The organism is Variovorax sp. P1_G12 (assembly GCF_056405555.1).
The window spans coordinates 17238-33425 of the sequence record NZ_JBFUBW010000006.1 but is presented as its reverse complement, the minus strand read 5'-3'; the positions used below and the strand labels follow the sequence as shown (position 1 = coordinate 33425).

15 protein-coding genes are annotated in these 16188 nt (G+C 69.0%); 13 read left to right on the top strand and 2 right to left on the bottom strand.

Annotation, left to right across the window (positions count from 1 at the left end):
- The first annotated feature begins 14 nt into the window (after nt 1-14).
- The 9 genes from AC1D2O_RS08515 (at nt 15) to AC1D2O_RS08475 (ending at nt 9648) form a co-directional block, all read left to right on the top strand.
- On the top strand, nt 15-638 hold the full coding sequence (locus AC1D2O_RS08515) for a paraquat-inducible protein A (RefSeq protein WP_478086431.1): 624 nt from the start codon (nt 15-17) through the stop codon (nt 636-638).
- Nucleotides 635-1300, top strand: coding sequence for a paraquat-inducible protein A (locus AC1D2O_RS08510; RefSeq protein ID WP_478086429.1), 666 nt, complete (start codon nt 635-637; stop codon nt 1298-1300). The genes AC1D2O_RS08515 and AC1D2O_RS08510 overlap by 4 nt, the downstream gene beginning before the upstream one ends.
- A complete protein-coding gene (locus tag AC1D2O_RS08505; protein WP_478156712.1) occupies nt 1293-2930 on the top strand; it encodes a PqiB family protein in 1638 nt (545 codons plus the stop codon). Before AC1D2O_RS08510 ends, AC1D2O_RS08505 begins: the two co-directional genes overlap by 8 nt.
- Nucleotides 2927-3559, top strand: a complete 633-nt coding sequence (locus AC1D2O_RS08500; RefSeq protein WP_478086426.1) for a PqiC family protein — start codon at nt 2927-2929, stop codon at nt 3557-3559. The genes AC1D2O_RS08505 and AC1D2O_RS08500 overlap by 4 nt, the downstream gene beginning before the upstream one ends.
- Before the next feature lie 30 nt (nt 3560-3589).
- Nucleotides 3590-4132 carry a methylated-DNA--[protein]-cysteine S-methyltransferase gene (locus AC1D2O_RS08495; protein WP_478086425.1) on the top strand — a complete coding sequence of 181 codons (543 nt, stop codon included), beginning with the start codon at nt 3590-3592 and terminating at the stop codon, nt 4130-4132.
- A 65-nt stretch (nt 4133-4197) separates the two neighbouring features.
- The gene (locus AC1D2O_RS08490; RefSeq protein WP_478156710.1) at nt 4198-5403 is read left to right on the top strand and encodes a multidrug effflux MFS transporter; all 1206 of its coding nucleotides are present in this window, start codon (nt 4198-4200) and stop codon (nt 5401-5403) included.
- A 79-nt stretch (nt 5404-5482) separates the two neighbouring features.
- Complete coding sequence (locus AC1D2O_RS08485) at nt 5483-6817, top strand: MFS transporter (RefSeq protein WP_478086452.1); 1335 nt, start codon at nt 5483-5485, stop codon at nt 6815-6817.
- A gap of 213 nt (nt 6818-7030) precedes the next feature.
- Entirely contained in the window at nt 7031-8743 is a 1713-nt protein-coding gene (locus AC1D2O_RS08480) for a hypothetical protein (protein WP_478086422.1), read from the top strand.
- Nucleotides 8744-8802: 59 nt separating this feature from the next.
- Nucleotides 8803-9648: a PA4780 family RIO1-like protein kinase gene (locus AC1D2O_RS08475; protein ID WP_478086421.1), complete on the top strand. Its 846-nt coding sequence runs from the start codon at nt 8803-8805 to the stop codon at nt 9646-9648.
- Here AC1D2O_RS08475 and AC1D2O_RS08470 read toward each other — a convergent pair whose 3' ends face one another.
- Nucleotides 9649-11103, bottom strand: a complete 1455-nt coding sequence (locus AC1D2O_RS08470; RefSeq protein WP_478086420.1) for an alpha/beta hydrolase — start codon at nt 11101-11103, stop codon at nt 9649-9651.
- Nucleotides 11104-11319: 216 nt separating this feature from the next.
- Between AC1D2O_RS08470 and AC1D2O_RS08465 the strand changes: the two genes are divergently transcribed.
- On the top strand, nt 11320-12924 hold the full coding sequence (locus AC1D2O_RS08465) for an MFS transporter (protein ID WP_478086419.1): 1605 nt from the start codon (nt 11320-11322) through the stop codon (nt 12922-12924).
- Between the two features lie 195 nt (nt 12925-13119).
- Nucleotides 13120-13854, top strand: coding sequence for a glutathione S-transferase family protein (locus AC1D2O_RS08460; protein WP_478086417.1), 735 nt, complete (start codon nt 13120-13122; stop codon nt 13852-13854).
- A gap of 84 nt (nt 13855-13938) precedes the next feature.
- Here the strand turns inward: AC1D2O_RS08460 and AC1D2O_RS08455 are convergent, their stop codons facing one another.
- On the bottom strand, nt 13939-14649 hold the full coding sequence (locus tag AC1D2O_RS08455; protein WP_478086416.1) for an FMN-dependent NADH-azoreductase: 711 nt from the start codon (nt 14647-14649) through the stop codon (nt 13939-13941).
- Nucleotides 14650-14739: 90 nt separating this feature from the next.
- Here AC1D2O_RS08455 and AC1D2O_RS08450 point away from each other — a divergent pair, with 90 nt between their 5' ends.
- Nucleotides 14740-15717 carry a LysR substrate-binding domain-containing protein gene (locus tag AC1D2O_RS08450; RefSeq protein ID WP_478086415.1) on the top strand — a complete coding sequence of 326 codons (978 nt, stop codon included), beginning with the start codon at nt 14740-14742 and terminating at the stop codon, nt 15715-15717.
- Nucleotides 15718-15880: 163 nt separating this feature from the next.
- The gene (locus AC1D2O_RS08445; protein WP_478086413.1) at nt 15881-16183 is read left to right on the top strand and encodes a hypothetical protein; all 303 of its coding nucleotides are present in this window, start codon (nt 15881-15883) and stop codon (nt 16181-16183) included.
- The last annotated feature ends 5 nt before the right edge of the window (nt 16184-16188 follow it).

The following is a 16188-nucleotide window of genomic DNA, read 5'->3' as shown; positions in this document are numbered from 1 at the left end:
AGCCGCACATACGCATGAAAGAAGTTCCCGACGCCATCGTCTGCGAAGGCTGCGACGCCGTCTACCGTCGTGTGCGGCTGCGTCCGCGCGAGATCTCGCACTGCCCGCGCTGCAGCACCGAACTCGACCGCCATGCGGGCGACCAGAGCGGTCGCGTGCTGCCGCTCACCGCAGCCTGCCTGATCCTGTTCGCGATCGCCAACCTGTTCCCGATCGTCGAGATCGAGCTGCAGGGGCTCAGCAACGAGACCACGCTGGCCGGCGCGGTAGTGGCGCTGAGTTCCGAAGGCATGTCGCCGGTGGCGCTGCTGGTGCTGGCGACCACGCTCCTGTTTCCGTTGATTCAGCTGTGCATCCTGTTCTACCTGCTGGTGCCGATGCGCTACGAGCGGCGGCCGGCGGGTTTCCGCATCCTGGTGGGGGCGCTCCAGGCGCTTCGGCCCTGGGGCATGGTCGAGGTGTTCCTGCTCGGCGTGCTGGTGGCGATCATCAAGCTCAGCAGCATGGCCCAGGTCATCCCCGGCCCGGCGCTCTGGGCCTTCATGGGGCTCACGGTGCTGTTGACCGCGGTGCTGTCGTTCAACCCGCGAACCTTCTGGGAGATGGCCTTCGAGCCGCGGCCGGGACAACGCGAATGAACCAGCCCGCGCCGATCGACGACGCCGGGGCCGGCCGGCTGATGGGCTGCCACCACTGCGGCACCACCTGGCAAGGCGCATTCGACGGCGAGCCCTGCGGGCGCTGCGGCACCCGCCTGCACGTGCGCAAGCCCGACAGCATCAACCGCACCTGGGCCTATCTGGCGGCCGCCGCGGTCCTCTACCTGCCGGCCAACCTGCTGCCGGTGATGATCACCAAGAGCCTGCTGGGGACCCAGCAGGACACCATCCTGAGCGGTGTCATCTACTTCTGGGTGTCCGGCGCCTACGGCCTGGCCGCGCTGATCTTCATCGCGAGCTTCCTGGTGCCGCTGTTCAAGCTCACCGCGCTGATCTTGCTGAACATCACGGCCCAGCGTCGCAGCGCCTGGCGGCAACTCGAGAGGGCCAAGCTCTATCGCATCCTCGAGGTGATCGGGCGCTGGTCGATGCTGGACGTCTTCGTGGTGGCGCTGCTGGCCGGGCTGGTGCGCATCCAAGGCTTCGCCGAGATCACGGCCGGGGTCGGGATCGCGGCTTTCGGCGCGGTGGTCGTGTTGACGATGCTGGCGTCGCTGAGCTTCGACCCACGGCTGACCTGGGACAGCCGGCCCGATGCACGGGAGAACGAAACGAACATGACAATGAATCCACATGAATGAAGCAGACACGACTCCCGAGCCCCAGCCGGCGCTGGGCGCGCCGACGGTAGTCAAGCGACGCAACTGGCTGCCGTCGCTGATCTGGCTGATCCCGATCGTGGCCGCGCTGGTCGGCGTGACGCTGGTCGCACGCATCCTGATCGACCGCGGTCCCGAGATCGTGCTGACCTTCAAGAGCGCCGAGGGCCTGGAGGCCAACAAGACGGCGGTCAAGTACAAGGACGTGCAGATCGGCACGGTGCAGAGCATCCGCCTGGCCAACGATCGCTCCCATGTGCGCGTGCTGGTGCAGCTCAAGAAGGAGGCCAGCGCCTTCACCGCGCAAGACACGCGTTTCTGGGTGGTGCGCCCGCGGCTCGACACCTCCGGGATTTCCGGCCTCGGCACCTTGCTGTCCGGCGCCTACATCGGCGCCGATGCCGGCACTTCGGAAGAGACCGCGGGCGAATTCATCGGGCTCGAGACGCCGCCCATCGTCACGCGCGACGCTTCCGGGCGGCAGTTCCTGCTGCACTCGCGCGACGTCGGTTCGCTGGACATCGGATCGCCCGTGTACTTCCGGCGCATCAAGGTGGGGCAGGTGGCGGCCTACGTGCTCGACCCCGACGGCCGCGGCGTGACGCTGCGGGTCTTCGTCAACGCGCCGTACGACAAGTTCGTCGGCGTCAACACGCGCTTCTGGCATGCCAGCGGCTTCGATGTCGAGTTGAACGCGAGCGGGCTCAAGGTGCGCACCCAGTCGCTCGTCACGGTCCTGATCGGCGGCATCGCCTTCCAGTCGCCCGACGACCAGAGCGGGCCGCAGGCGCAGGAGAACACGGAGTTCGGGCTCGCGAATGACGAAGTCACCGCGATGAAGGAGCCCGACGGGCCCTCCCAGACCATGCTGCTGTACTTCAACCAGTCGCTGCGCGGCCTGTCGCCGGGTGCGCCGGTCGACTTCCGTGGCGTGGTCGTCGGCGAGGTCAAGTCGATCGGCGTCGAGTTCGACCGCAGCGAGCGCGAATTCAAGATGCCGGTGATGGTGCAGATCTACCCCGACCGCCTGCGGCGCCGTGACGTCAATCCCGGGAGGGAGTCGCAGTTCACGCAGCTCGAGCGCTGGCGCTTCCTGGTCAGCAAGGGCCTGCGCGGCCAGCTGCGCACCGGCAACCTGCTGACGGGCCAGGTCTACGTGGCCATCGACTTCTTCCCCGATGCGAAGCCGGCCACCCTGGACATCAGCCGGACGCCGATCGAGTTGCCGACCGCGCCCAACAGCCTGGACGAGCTGCAGTCCCAGGTGTCGGACATCGCGCGCAAGATCAACAAGGTGCCCTTCGAGGAGCTCAGCGCCGATCTGCGAAAGACGATGGCCACGCTCAACAAGACGCTGACCAGCGCCGAGCAGCTCGCCAAGAGCCTGAACAACGACCTGACGCCGGAGATGGCGGCAGCCATGAAGGATGTGCGCCGGACGCTGAACTCGGCCGAGAAGACGATCGCCGACGACTCCCCGCTGCAGCAGGACATGCGCCAGACCTTGCAGGAAGTCACGCGGGCGGCGGCGTCGCTGCGCATCCTGACCGACTACCTGGAACGCCATCCCGAATCACTGATCCGCGGCAAGCCGGAGGACAAGCAGAAATGAGAACCACGACATGGCGCCTCGCGGCATCGGCGCTGAGCGCGGCGCTCCTGCTGGTCGGATGCGGCAGCACCCGCACCCAGTTCTACAGCCTGGCCGAGCCCACGCCGCCGGCCCGCGCACCGGCCGCGACCGCCGCGGCAGCGCCGGCCTTCATCGAACTCGCGCCGATCGCCATGCCCGAGCGCTTCGCCCGGCCGCAGCTGGTGGTTCGGCAGCAAGGCTCGGCCGGCGGCCCGCAGGTGGACATCCTCGAGCAGCACCGCTGGTCCTCCTCGTTCGAGAATGAGCTGCGCGACGCGCTGGGCAGCGCCATCGCGGCCCGGCTCGGGGCGGTCGACCTGACCAAGTCCGGCCGCTCTCGCGGCCAGCCGGCGATCCGCATCACGGTGCAGATGGGACAGTTCGACGCCATCGAGGCCAGCCGGGTCGACGCCAGCTTCAGCTGGACCGTGCGTCGCACGGACGAAGGGCCGGCGGTCGCTTGCCGGCTCTCGCTGTCGGAGCCCGTGGACGCCGGCATGGATGCGCTGGCCGAGGGCGCGCAGCGGGTCGCCGCCCGGCTGGCCGATGCCATCGCGGCCAGCGCCTCGGCGCTGCAGGCCAGCCCGACTCCGCCCTGCGGGGCCTGACAGCGCGCCGGATCGAACCGGAAGACAACCATGGCTGCGCCCGGATTCGCGCTGTTCGACACCGCCATCGGCGCCTGCGGCATCGCCTGGGGTCCGCGCGGCATTGCCGGCGTGCAGTTGCCCGAAGGCGGGGAGGGCGCCACGCGCGAGCGCATGAGGAAGCGCTTCGCGCAATGGCCGGAGTGCGAACCGCCGCCGGAGGTCGCCCCGGCGATCGAAGGCATCCGTGCTCTGCTGAACGGCGAACCGCGCGACCTGGCCGAGATCGAGCTCGACCTCGAGGGCGTCAGCGAATTCCACCGGCGCGTCTACGAGATCGCGCGCCGCATTCCGCCCGGACGCACCCGCACCTATGGCGACATCGCGGCCGAGCTCGGCGACAAGGGCCTGGCGCGCGCGGTCGGCCAGGCGTTGGGGCTCAATCCCTTCGCGCCGGTCGTGCCCTGCCACCGGGTGCTGGCCGCGGGCGGGCAGTGGGGCGGCTTCTCGGCCCACGGCGGCGCAGCGTCGAAGCTGCGCATGCTGGCCATCGAGGGCGCGCGGCCGGACAGTGACAGCGGACATCTGTTCTGAGCGCTAGCACAGGCGGCCCGATCGCGCTGCCCACGGTCCATCGGGACCTTGGCGACAATCGGTGCATGACTTCTTCGCGCTTCTTCAAGATCGCGCTCGTGCTGGGCCTGTTGTCGGCCATCGGCCCGTTCGCGATCGACATGTACCTGCCGGCCCTGCCCGAGATCGGCAGCAGCCTGCACGCCGGTATCGGGCCGGTGCAGATGAGCCTCACCGCCTTCTTCATCTCGCTCGGCGTCGGGCAGCTGCTCTATGGCCCGGTGTCCGACATGGTGGGGCGCAAGCCGCCGCTCTATTTCGGGCTCGGCCTGTTCGCGCTCGCGAGCATCGGCTGCGCGATGGCCACCAGCATCGAGATGCTGATCGCGCTGCGCTTCGTGCAGGGCCTGGGCGCCGCGGCCGGCATGGCGATCCCGCGCGCCGTGGTGCGCGACCTGCACACCGGCAACGACGCGGCGCGGCTGATGTCGCTGCTGATGCTGGTCTTCAGCGTGTCGCCGATCCTGGCGCCGCTGGCCGGCAGCGCAGTGATCGCCTTCACCGGCTGGCGCGGCGTGTTCTGGGCCGTGACGCTGGCCGCAGTGATCGGGTTGGCGACCGTCGCCCTGGTGCTGAAGGAAACCCGGCCGGCCGAGGAGCGGGTCGAGAGCAGCCTGGGCAGCGCGCTCGCGGCGTACGGCGTGTTGCTGCGCGACACGCACTACCTCGGGCTGGTCTTCATCGGCGCCTTCGCGATGGCGGGCTTCTTCACCTACCTGGCGAACTCGTCCTTCGTGATGATCGACCACTACGGGCTGTCGCCGGTGCTGTACAGCGTGGCCTTCGGCGTCAATGCGGCGGCCTTTTTCGCCGCCGCCCAGCTCAACGGGCCGCTGTGCGAACGCTTCGGGATCGAGCGCGTGGTCAAGAGCAGCGTTGCCGCCTGCGGCGCCGTGATGCTGGCCATGTTCGCCTACTACGCGGGCGGCGGCGACCGGCTGGCGGTGCTGATCGTGCTGTACTTCATCGCCAGCGGGCTGATGGGGCTGGTCATTCCCACCACCTCGGTGCTGGCGCTCGAAAAGCACGGCACCATCGCCGGCACCGCCTCGGCCCTGCTCGGCACGCTGCAGATGCTGACCGGCGCGGTGGTGATGGCGGTGGTCGGCGTCTTCACCGACGGCCGACCGCTGCCGATGGTCGCCGGCATGGCGGGCGGCGCGCTGATCGCCGTCGTGCTGACCTGGCTCACGCTGGACGGGCGGCGCCAGGCCGCTTGTCCGGCGGGCTGAGACGGTGTCGGCCACCCTGGCGGCGCCCGCCGCTTCCGCCGCGCCCGACGGGCTGCCCCAGCCGCAGCGCCGGCAGGCCATGATGGTGGTGATCCTCGGCATCGCGGTGGCGATTCTTGATGGCACCATCGTCAATCTCGCGCTGCCGGGCATTGCGCGCGAGCTGCAGGCCGACCCGGCGCATGCCATCTGGGTGGTCAACGCCTACCAGATCGCGGCCCTCGTGATGCTGCTGCCGCTCGCCTCGCTCGGCGACCGGATCGGCTACCGGCGCGTCTACCTCACAGGCATGGCACTGTTCGCGGCCGCTTCGCTCATTGCCACGCTGTCCAACTCGCTCGGCATGCTGATCGCGGGCCGAGCGCTGCAGGGGCTGGGCGCCGCCGGCATCATGAGCGTCAACGCTGCGCTGGTGCGGCGCATCTTTCCGTCGGCCCAGCTCGGACGCGGCATGGCGATCAACTCGATGGTGGTGGCCACCGCCTCGGTGGCAGGCCCTTCGGTGGCAGCCGGGATCCTCTCGGTCGCTTCGTGGCCCTGGCTGTTCGCGCTCAACGTGCCGCTCGGGGCGCTGGTGTGGGTGCTGGGCCTGCGGGCGCTGCCGGTCAACGATTCGATGTCATCCGGGGTTCGCTTCTCGCTGATCGACGTCGTGCTCAACGTGGCGATGTTCGCGCTGATCTTCGTCGGCGCCGATCGGCTGGGCGTGCGCGGCGAATCCGGGCAAGGCGCCGGGCCCATGGCCTGGGCGCTGCTGCTGGCGGGCGTGGCGGTTGGCTTCCTCTACCTGCGGCGGCAGGCTGCGCTGGCCGTGCCGCTGTTCCCGGTCGACCTGCTGCGCATCCCGGTGTTCGCGCTCTCGATGGGCACCTCGGTGGCTGCCTTCTGCGCCCAGATGCTGTCGTTCATCGCGCTGCCCTTCCTGCTGCTGGACACCTACGGGCGCTCGCACGTCGAAGCCGGCCTGCTGATCACCGCCTGGCCGCTGGCGATCGTGGTGATGGCCCCGATCGCGGGTCGGCTGATCGGCCGATACTCCGACGGCTTGCTGGGGGGCATCGGCCTGGCCCTGCTGGCCACCGGCCTGGCGCTGCTGGCGGCGCTGCCGGCGCATCCGGGCAACGTCGACATCGTCTGGCGCATGGTGCTGTGCGGCCTGGGCTTCGGGCTGTTCCAGTCGCCCAACAACCACACCATCGTGACCACGCCGCCACCGCACCGCAGCGGGGCGGCGAGCGGCATGCTGGGCACCGCGCGGCTCACGGGCCAGACCCTGGGCGCGGTGCTGCTGGCCGCGATCTTCAGTTTCTGGAGCCCGCACGAGGGCAAGGGGCAGGTGATTGCGCTGAGCCTTGCGGCCTGCTGCGCGGCAGTCGCCGCGGTCTGCAGCACGCTGCGCACCCGGCAGGACTGAAGCCCCCACGCTCGTCACTCCGTGTACTCGCTGACCCCCGAGGGGGCGCGGTCCGCCTTGGGGCGGCCCGGCGGCGGACCCAGCCCCCACGCCCGTCACTCCGTGCATTCGCCGCCCCCAGGCGGTGCAGTCCGGCCCTATCTCCGACGGCCGATTGCCGGCCGCGGGGCAGCCTCCTATCGTTGAGGCACCTGTGGCGCCAAGGGGGGCCTCATGCCAGATCGTTCGGACATCCTGTGGTTCAAGACCGAGTTCGGGCCGCGCATCGTGCCGCTCCTGGCCGGCACCCCGCTGACCGTGGACATGATCGCCGCCATCGCCTGCCAGGAGACCGGCCACATCTGGCCGCTGCTGCGGCGCGAGAACATGGCGACGCCGCGCATCCTCGCGCTCTGCGTCGGCGACACGCTCGATGCCGACAAGGGTCGCCGCGCCTTCCCGAGGACCAAGGCCGAGCTGCTGGCCCGGCCGAACGGCGACCGGATGTTCGCGATCGCCCGCCAGGCGCTGGTCGAGATGGCGGCGAAGGTGCCGGGCTACACCGGCGCGGCCGCCCGGCCCGACAAGTTCTGCCACGGCTACGGCATGTTCCAGTGCGACCTGCAGTTCTTCCTGACCGATCCGGACTATTTTCTCGAGCGCCGGTACGAGCATTTCGAGGAGACGCTGGGCAAGTGCCTGGTCGAGCTGCGCCACGCGCTGCGCAAGCTGGGCTTCCAGGACCGCGAGTCGCTCGGCGACCTCGAACTCGCCGCGGTCGGCATCGCCTACAACACCGGCGGCTTCAGTCCCGCCAAGGGCCTCAGGCAGGGCCACTTCAACGGCACCCGCTTCTATGGCGAGTTGCTGTTCGACTTCATCCGGCTGGCGCGCACCGCTGCAATGCCGGATGACCCGGCACCGCTGGTCGAACCGCCGCCGGGTGTCGCCATCGTGCCGCCGCCCGCGCCGCCGATCGCCGAGGGAGCGGCGATGGTGGTGACCACGGTCGACGGCATGCTGCGCCTTCGCAGCGCGCCTTCGATCAGCACGCCGCCCCAGGCCAATGTGGTCGCGAACCTGCCCAGCGGGCATCCGGTGCGCGCCGTGACCGGAATGCCGGTGAAGGGCTTCCTGGAGGTGGAGACCGAACTCTTCGGCGCGCGGCTGCACGGCTTCGCGTCGACGAAGTTCCTGGCGCCCGCGCCCACGCGCCGGAATCCCGTGACGCCGAACGGCGCCCGCGCAGCGCCGCAGCCGGTTTTCACGCCGCCGGCGGCGGCCCTGCCGCGTCCGCCGGGCCACCTGACCCGGCGCCGCGACAACGCGAACGCCCATTCGCTGAACGAGCCGAACCAGCCGGGCCGGCTCGGCACGAGTGCGCAGGCGCTGCGTGCCGAGCTCGGCGCCATCGTCGACTGGCTGGCGGTGGACAAGCCCTCGCACAAGCGCTACCAGCCGCGCGCGGGCCTGACCTTCTGCAACATCTACTGCCACGACTTCTGCCACCTCGCGGGCGTGTACCTGCCGCGGGTCTGGTGGACGACGCCGGCCATCCTGGCGCTGGCCGGTGGAGCGCAGGTGACGCCCATGATCGGCAACACCGTGGTCGAACTGCGCGCCAACGACCTGTTCCGCTGGCTGCGCGACTTCGGCCAGGCCTTCGGCTGGCGCCAGAGCGGGATGCTGACCGAGCTGCAACAGGCCGCCAACCAGGGTGCGGTCGGCCTGATCGTGGCGCGAAGAAAAGAGGACGGCCGCTCGGGCCACATCGTCGCGGTGGTGCCCGAAACCGCCACCGCGAGCGCCCGCCGCAATGCCGCCGGCTTGGTCATCGCGCCGCTGCAGAGCCAGGCCGGGGTGCGCAACTTCAGCCGCGGTACCGGCAAGGCCGGCTGGTGGAACGGCGAGGAGTTTGCGGAAAGCGCGTTCTGGATCCACGCCTGAAGTCGTGAGCCGGAGGGCGGCTGCGCCGGGCTGTGAATGGCCGACAGGCAGAATGCGCCATGAAAGCACCCCCCCGACTGCAATCGCTGATCGACGAAGGCCTGATCGACAGCGTGGTACGCCAGCTCATGAGCGGCAAGGAAGCGATGGTCTACGTGGTGCGCTGCGGCGACGACACGCGTTGCGCCAAGATCTACAAGGAAGCCACCCAGCGCAGCTTTCGCCAGGCCGTCGACTACACCGAGAACCGCAAGGTCAAGAACACGCGCCTGCAGCGCGCGATGGCCAAGGGCACCAAGTTCGGACGGCAGGCCACCGAGGCCGCCTGGCAGAGCGCCGAGGTCGACGCGCTCTATCGCCTGGCGGCCGCGGGCGTCCGGGTGCCGGAGCCCTACAACTTCTGCGACGGCGTGTTGCTGATGGAGCTGGTCACCGACGCGCAGGGCGATGCCGCGCCGCGCCTCAACGACGTGGTGTTCACGCCCGAGGATGCGCGGCGGCACCATGCGACGCTGCTGGTGGAAGTGGTCCGCATGCTGTGTGCCGGCGTGGTGCATGGCGATCTCTCGGAGTTCAACGTGCTGCTCGGCGCCGACGGTCCCGTGATCATCGACCTGCCGCAGGCCGTCGACGCGGCGGGCAACAACCACGCACGGCGGATGCTGCTGCGCGACGTGGCGAATCTCAATGCCTTCTTCGGCCAGTTCGCACCCGAACTACTGCCGACCCGCTACGGCGAAGAGATCTGGAACCTCTACGAACGCGGCGAGTTGCACACCGCCTCGGCATTGACGGGCACCTTCGTGCGCGCGACCGGGCCGGTCGACCTGGGGGGCGTGTTGCGCGAGGTCGACGACGCGCGCGCGGAAGAGGCGGCGCGCCTGATGCGTGTGGCGGCCCGCTGATCAGGGCGCCGGAATGGTCGCCGCGATCCGTTCGGCCATGAAGTCGTAGAACGGGTTCGAGGACAGCCGGGTCAGCGAATCCAGGCTGACGATCAGCCCGCCGCGCTCGCCGCGCACCGCCAGCGCGCCGAGGTTGACGCCGAAATCGTCGCTGTCGTCGGGCCGGATGCCGTACAGCGGATCGGTGATCGGGAAGGGCAGGGCCAGGTGCGAGAGCGAGAACACCTCGATCGGAAACTCGAGCCCCAGCGGCCGGGTCTGCACCGTGGTCGAGCCGGCCTCCGTGACCTGTTCCACGACTTCGCGGCTGTGAATGTCGGCATTGGTGACCAGCGTCGAGCGGAAACGCCGCGGTGCCGGCGGCAGCACCCGGTCCGGCCGCAGGTCGCTGCCGGAGCGCAGCAGCGGTCCGAACTTGACGCTGCGGTTGAGGTCGAACAGCACCAGTTCGCTGCCATTGGCGGGCAGCCGCGCATAGAGGCTGGTGACGATCGCGCGGGTGCTGACCGTGAAGTCGATCACTGACTGGAAGGTGAGGATCGGCGGCAGCTGGTCGAGCCGGCCGGCTCGCTCCTCGCGCAGCACGTGCGCCTGCAGGTCGCGCGTGAGCAGGGACGACTGGCGTGCGCCGTTGACCGGGAACGAGTTGTACTTGAAGGGGTTGAACTCCGGCACGATGCCGAGCCAGGCCGCCTTGGCGAAGGCCGGGAAGACGGCCGGCCAGCCGAACACGCCGGCAAAGCGCGACAGCTCGGTGATGCCGATCATCGGCGCGATCAGGATCAGCCGGTCGGGCCGCGGAAGCTGTCTGTCGTCGATGGCATCGAGTGCGTACTTGGTCGCCAGCGCGCCGCCGTTGGAGAAGCCGACCACGTGCAGGGGCAACGGCGCCGGCACGCGCCGCCGTGCTTCGCGCACCGCGAGCTGCGTCGCCGCGGACCAGTCCTCCCATTGGACGTGGGTCAGCCCGGCGGGCACGGTGCCGTGGCCCGGCATGCGGATCGCGACGACCACGAAGCCGCGGTCGCGGTACAGCGTGGCGACATGGCGCAGGCTGAAGGGCGAATCGGTCAGGCCGTGGAGCAGCACCACCGCCCCCTTCGGCGGCCCTTGCGGGTCGAGCGTGTAGGAGCGGTTCCAGTCCTGCCGGAAATGGCCCGGATAGATCGGGCTGCCTTCGAAATAGCGGTTCGACGGGGTCTGCAGCTCGGGCGGCAGCTTCTGCGTCACCTCCTGCCGGACCTGATCGAAGGCCGCGTTCTCGGCCGCCAGCCAGGCGGGCCAGTCGGCCTTGCGGATCTCGTCGCCGGAGAGCTCGTGCGGTACGTGCGTATGCCACGGTTCGAGCGCCGGGCCGCGTTGCACGTCGTAGGTGCGAACCGCGATCAGGGTGACGAAAACGATGCCCAGCAGCAGCGCCGTGCGCTTCAGCATCCTGGCCAGCCAGGGTCCCATTCCGATCCTCTTCCGTTCTTGTTCGCGCACGCGTCCCGGGAAACTTCCCGGCGTGCAATCTATCACGAGGCCCGAAGCCGGGAACCGGTGCGGCGCCCGGGCCCGAGCCTTGAAAATCCGGTTCGACGGCGTCGATCGCGTGGGCGGTCCTGCGCCGGAATCGCGGCCGGCCTTCATACTCCGGCGACCAACACCCCTGCGCGGAGGGCACACCCCATGAGCCAGATCGGCAAGCCACCGGGCGACGACACGCTGATCCTTCACGGCTGCGAGCCGACCGGCTGTCCGCCGGCCTCGAAGCCGTGGGTGCTGGGCGCGGCGATCATCGGCTCCAGCATGGCCTTCATCGATGGCACGGTGGTGAACGTCGCGTTGCCCGCGATCCAGGCCGATCTGCATGCGACCGCCTTCCAGGCCCAGTGGGTGGTGGAGTCCTATGCGCTCTTTCTTGCCGCGCTGCTGCTCGTCGGCGGGTCGCTGGGCGACCACTTCGGGCGGCGGAGAATCTTCGCGGTCGGCGTCGCGCTCTTCGCGCTGGCCTCGCTCGGCTGCGCGCTGGCGGGCGACGTGCGGCAGTTGATCCTGGCGCGCGCGGTGCAGGGTGTCGGCGGCGCCATGCTGGTGCCGGGCAGCCTGGCGCTCATCAGCGCATCGTTTCCCGAGAAGGAGCGCGGCCGCGCGATCGGCACCTGGTCGGGCTTCAGCGGCATCACGGCCGCCATCGGGCCGGTGGTGGGCGGCTTCCTGGTCGATCACTACTCGTGGATCTGGGCCTTCCTGGTCAACCTGCCGATGGCGGTCGTGGTGCTGCTGATCGTCTGGCGCCACGTGCCTGAAAGCCGTGGCGGCGCGGCCGCCGGGGAGCGGCTCGATCTCTGGGGCGCGGCGCTGGCCACGGTCGCGCTCGGCGGCATCGTCTATGCCTTCATCGAGGCGCCGACCCAGGGCTGGGGCTCGCCGTCCGTGCTGGCTGCGCTGCTCGGCGGCCTCGCCGCCAGCGTCGCCTTCGTCGTGGTCGAGTGGCGGGTGCGCTCGCCGATGCTGCCGCTGCCGTTGCTTCGCATCGGCAATTTCGGCGGCGCCAACCTGCTGACGCTGCTGCTCTATGCGGCGCTCGGCGGCGGGCTGTACTTCTTCCCGCTCAACCTGATCCAGGTGCAGGGCTACTCGGCGACGGTGGCGGGCGCGGCCCTGCTGCCGTTCATCCTGATCATGTTCGCGCTCTCGGGCTGGGCCGGACAACTGGTCGATCGCTTCGGCCCGCGCCTGCCGCTGGTGGTGGGGCCGAGCATCGCGGCGATCGGTTTTGCGTTGTTCGCGGTGCCGGGTGTCGGCGCGAACTACTGGACCTCGTTCTTCCCGGCGGTGGTGGTGCTCGGCTTCGGCATGACGGTGACGGTCGCGCCGCTCACCACCACCGTGATGAATGCGGTCGGCGCGGATCTCGCGGGCATCGCTTCGGGCGTGAACAACGCGGTCTCGCGTGCCGCGGCGGTGCTGGCGATCGCGGTCTTCGGCGTGGTCCTGGCCTGGGCCTTCGACCTGCGGCTGGGCCAGGGCCTGCGCGAGCTCGGCGCCTCGGCCGAGACCACCGCCTTCGTGCAGGCCCAGCGCAGCCAACTGGCGGGCGCCGCGCTGCCGCCCGGCGCCGACGCGGCTGCGGCCGCGGCGCTCAGGCAGACGGTCAACGCCGCCTTCGTCTCGGGCTTCCGCTGGGTCATGCTCGTGTGCGCCGGCCTGGCACTGCTGAGCGCCCTGAGCGCCTGGATGCTCATCGGTCGCGATCCCGCGCGCAGCGCACCAAACACCCGGATCCGCTAGAGGACCTCATAGGTGCATCCGCACGACGGATGTACTGGGAGCTGGCGAAGCTGCGGCACACGATGAACGCGGTGCCGCACTGCGAACCGACGGGCGACGAGGTGTTCGAGTGAGCATCTCGTAGCGGTTTGTCGCAGGCCGCTCGGCTTTCGGGCCTCGTCGGGTTAGCCTCTGGGCAAATCACAGAGCATCGAGATGATCGTCCATACCTTCGGCCCCGCCTGGAACTGCATCGACCTGAGTCCGTTCGTCGTCAAGCTTCTGACCTGGCTGCGGATGGCGCAGCTGCCGTGCACCACGCAGGTCGCCAATGTGCGCAAGATGGGCAACGACAAGCTGCCGGCCTTGACGCTGGACGACGGCCGGCTTCTCAATGATTCGCAGCAGATCATCGACATGCTGCGCGAATTGCATCAGGACCCGCTGGGTGAGCGGCGCTGGGGCCCGTCCGAGCGGGCGGTGGCGCGCGCCTGGCGATCCCTGTTCGAGACCGACCTCTATTTCGCCGCCTACTACCAGCGCTGGGTTCCGGACCCGAATTTCGCAATCCTGATCGCGGTCATGGCCGACTACATGGGCGCGCTGGGCGTGCCCGCATTCGTGCGCCCGTGGGCGGTCAGGGCGGTGCGGCGCAACACGCTGGCCCAGCTCAAGGCGCAAGGCACCGGCCGGCGACCCATCGAGCAAATCCACGCCATGGCGGACCGCGGTTATGCCGCGGCCAGCGACTTCCTGGCCGACAAGCCGTACTTCCTGGGCGACCGGCCGAGCGAACTCGATGCGACCGTCTTCGCTTTCCTTCACACGCTGTTGCTGCCTCCCTTCGATTCCCCGCAAAAGGAACTGGTGGCCGGCCGATCGAACCTCGTGGGCTATCACCAGCGGATGCTGGCGCAGTATTGGCCGGAGCGGGAAGCGGTGTCGACTTGACTCTGTCCGATCTTCGGTACAGCCCGGAGTTCGAACGCGGTCCCATCTACTGCAGCTACTTTCGCGACCCGAACGGCAACAAGCTCATCTCCACTGCGTGATCTGACCATCGCGCCTCAGAGTTGCTTGCGTCGTCAACCGTTCGACCAACTGGTCGACGGCGCACTCCGCCTGTTTGATCGACCGGGCCAGCCGCTCGCCACCGAACTCGTCGTATTCCACCGCGGCGTCGAAGACCTCGGTGATGCCGATGTAGCCCAGAGCGGTGCGCACGCTGGCTTCGGCGTGATTGAGGTGTGCAATGCGCTGAGCGTCGCCATAGCCGAAGTCGCCACGCGAACCCAGCAACACCACGCGTTTGCCGGCATCGGACAGCAGGGGCCAGTACGGCACCTCGCCCCGCGCACGGTCGAAACCGAACGTGCGGCCCACACGAACGACATTGTCGATGTAGGCCTTGAACTGCGCCGGCACGCTGAAGTTGTACATCGGCAGCCCCACGATGATCAGGTCGGCCGCGAGCAACTGGTCCACCAGGCGATCGCTTTCCGCCAGGACGTCATGCATCCATGGCTCGCGCGCCTCGGGTTTCGTGAACGCCGCGTGGATCCATGGTCCCGTGACGTGCGCGGGCGGCGACCGACCCACGTCGAGGTACTCGATCGGGTCGTCGGGCCGCGAAGCGCGCCAGCGCTCGACGAAGCGAGCAGAGAGCCTGCGTGTGTGTGAACCATGGGGATCGATGCCGGAGCGGCCGGCACGGGCGCTGGCGTCGATATGAAGAATCTGTGTCATCGGGGAGCTTTCGTTGGACATAATGGATGAGTTATTTTTTCGTTTCTCTTTGAGAAAGGCGTCAGGGTCTTTGAATTTTCAAATGTCGAAATGACGATGACAAACGATGATTTCTTGCCTTTAGATGAATTGAATTCATCTGTTCGAAGCCCCAGGCGATTGCCTCCGCTGTCGTCGCTGCGCGCATTCGAAGCCGCCGCAGCCCACCTCAGTTTTCAGCGCGCCGCGCGCGAGCTGTCCGTCACGCCGACCGCCATCAGCCATCAGGTGCGTGGCCTCGAAGAGGCGCTCGACCAGCCGCTGTTTCGTCGGCTCACGCGTCAGCTTGCATTGACGCCTGCTGGCGAACGACTTTTCGTTGCCGTGCGCGAAGGGCTGGACATGGTCGAGGCGGGCGTTCGCTCCGCACGCGCACGAAGCGCCCGCGAGACCGTGACGCTGACCACTCACGCCGCCTTCGCCGCCAAATGGGTGCTGCCGCGGATGGCCAGCTTCCGGGCCGCATGCCCCGGCATCGAACTGCGCCTGCATGCGAGCGACGCGGTCGTTGATCTGACGCGCGCGGAGGCCGATCTCGCGATCCGCTCGGGATCGGGGCGGTGGCCCGGACTGGTGACCGAAGCGCTGATCGCCGAACGATATGCGCCCGTGTGCAGTCCGCATCTGGGCCTTCGCCGCGCGCAGGACCTGGCGAAGATGCCGCTGATCCACTTCGACTGGCAGGCACGGGCGCATGCGCCCGCGACTTGGATGCGTTGGTTCGACGAGGCCGGCATCGCGCCGCAAGGACGGCACGGCGGCAGGACGCGAGAAAAGGGCGGGAAGGGCGATCTGTCGTTCTCGGACGAGACGCACGCGATGCTCGCCGCATTGGCGGGCCACGGCGTCGCCTTGCTGAGCTTGACACTGTCCGCCGACGAACTGCGAAGCGGCGCATTGCTGCAACCGTTCGGGCCGATTCTCTCGACAGGCAGCTATTTCCTCGCGGCGGCAAACGGGCGCGAGCGCGAGCCTGCGATCCAGGCGGTGTGGCGCTGGGCCGCGGGCGAAGCGGCGCGTCAGGGATAGCGAAGCGGGAGCCGTGGTGTTCGAATAGCTGCGAGAACAGCCGTCCTTTTCCCGTCCCGGCTTGCCAGTCCGCGCGTTCCCGAGCCCAATGGCGTCAGGTGCGGCGTCGGCCCCTGGGCGTTCCGACGCCGCCGCCAGTCCGACATCCGAAAGGTGGCCGTCGATGAAGCACTTCCTCATCAAGTACCAGTTCAAGAACGGCACGGCCGAGGCATGGCATGAGCACATCCGCCAGTTCATCGCCTGGCTGGACACCGAGCCGGCCGTGAAGGGCAAGATTTCTTACCGCTGCCTGAAGGAGCGGGATGGCGCAGGCTACTACCATCTGGCCGCCGCGTCGGACGAGCAGGCGATCAAGGCCTTGCAGAGCCAGGATTTCTTCAAGCGCTATACCGAGGAAAGCAAGCGCGTCGCCGGCGGCGAGGTCGAGGTCGTGCCGCTGGAGTTGATCGCGCAGACGTCCTGAGGTTT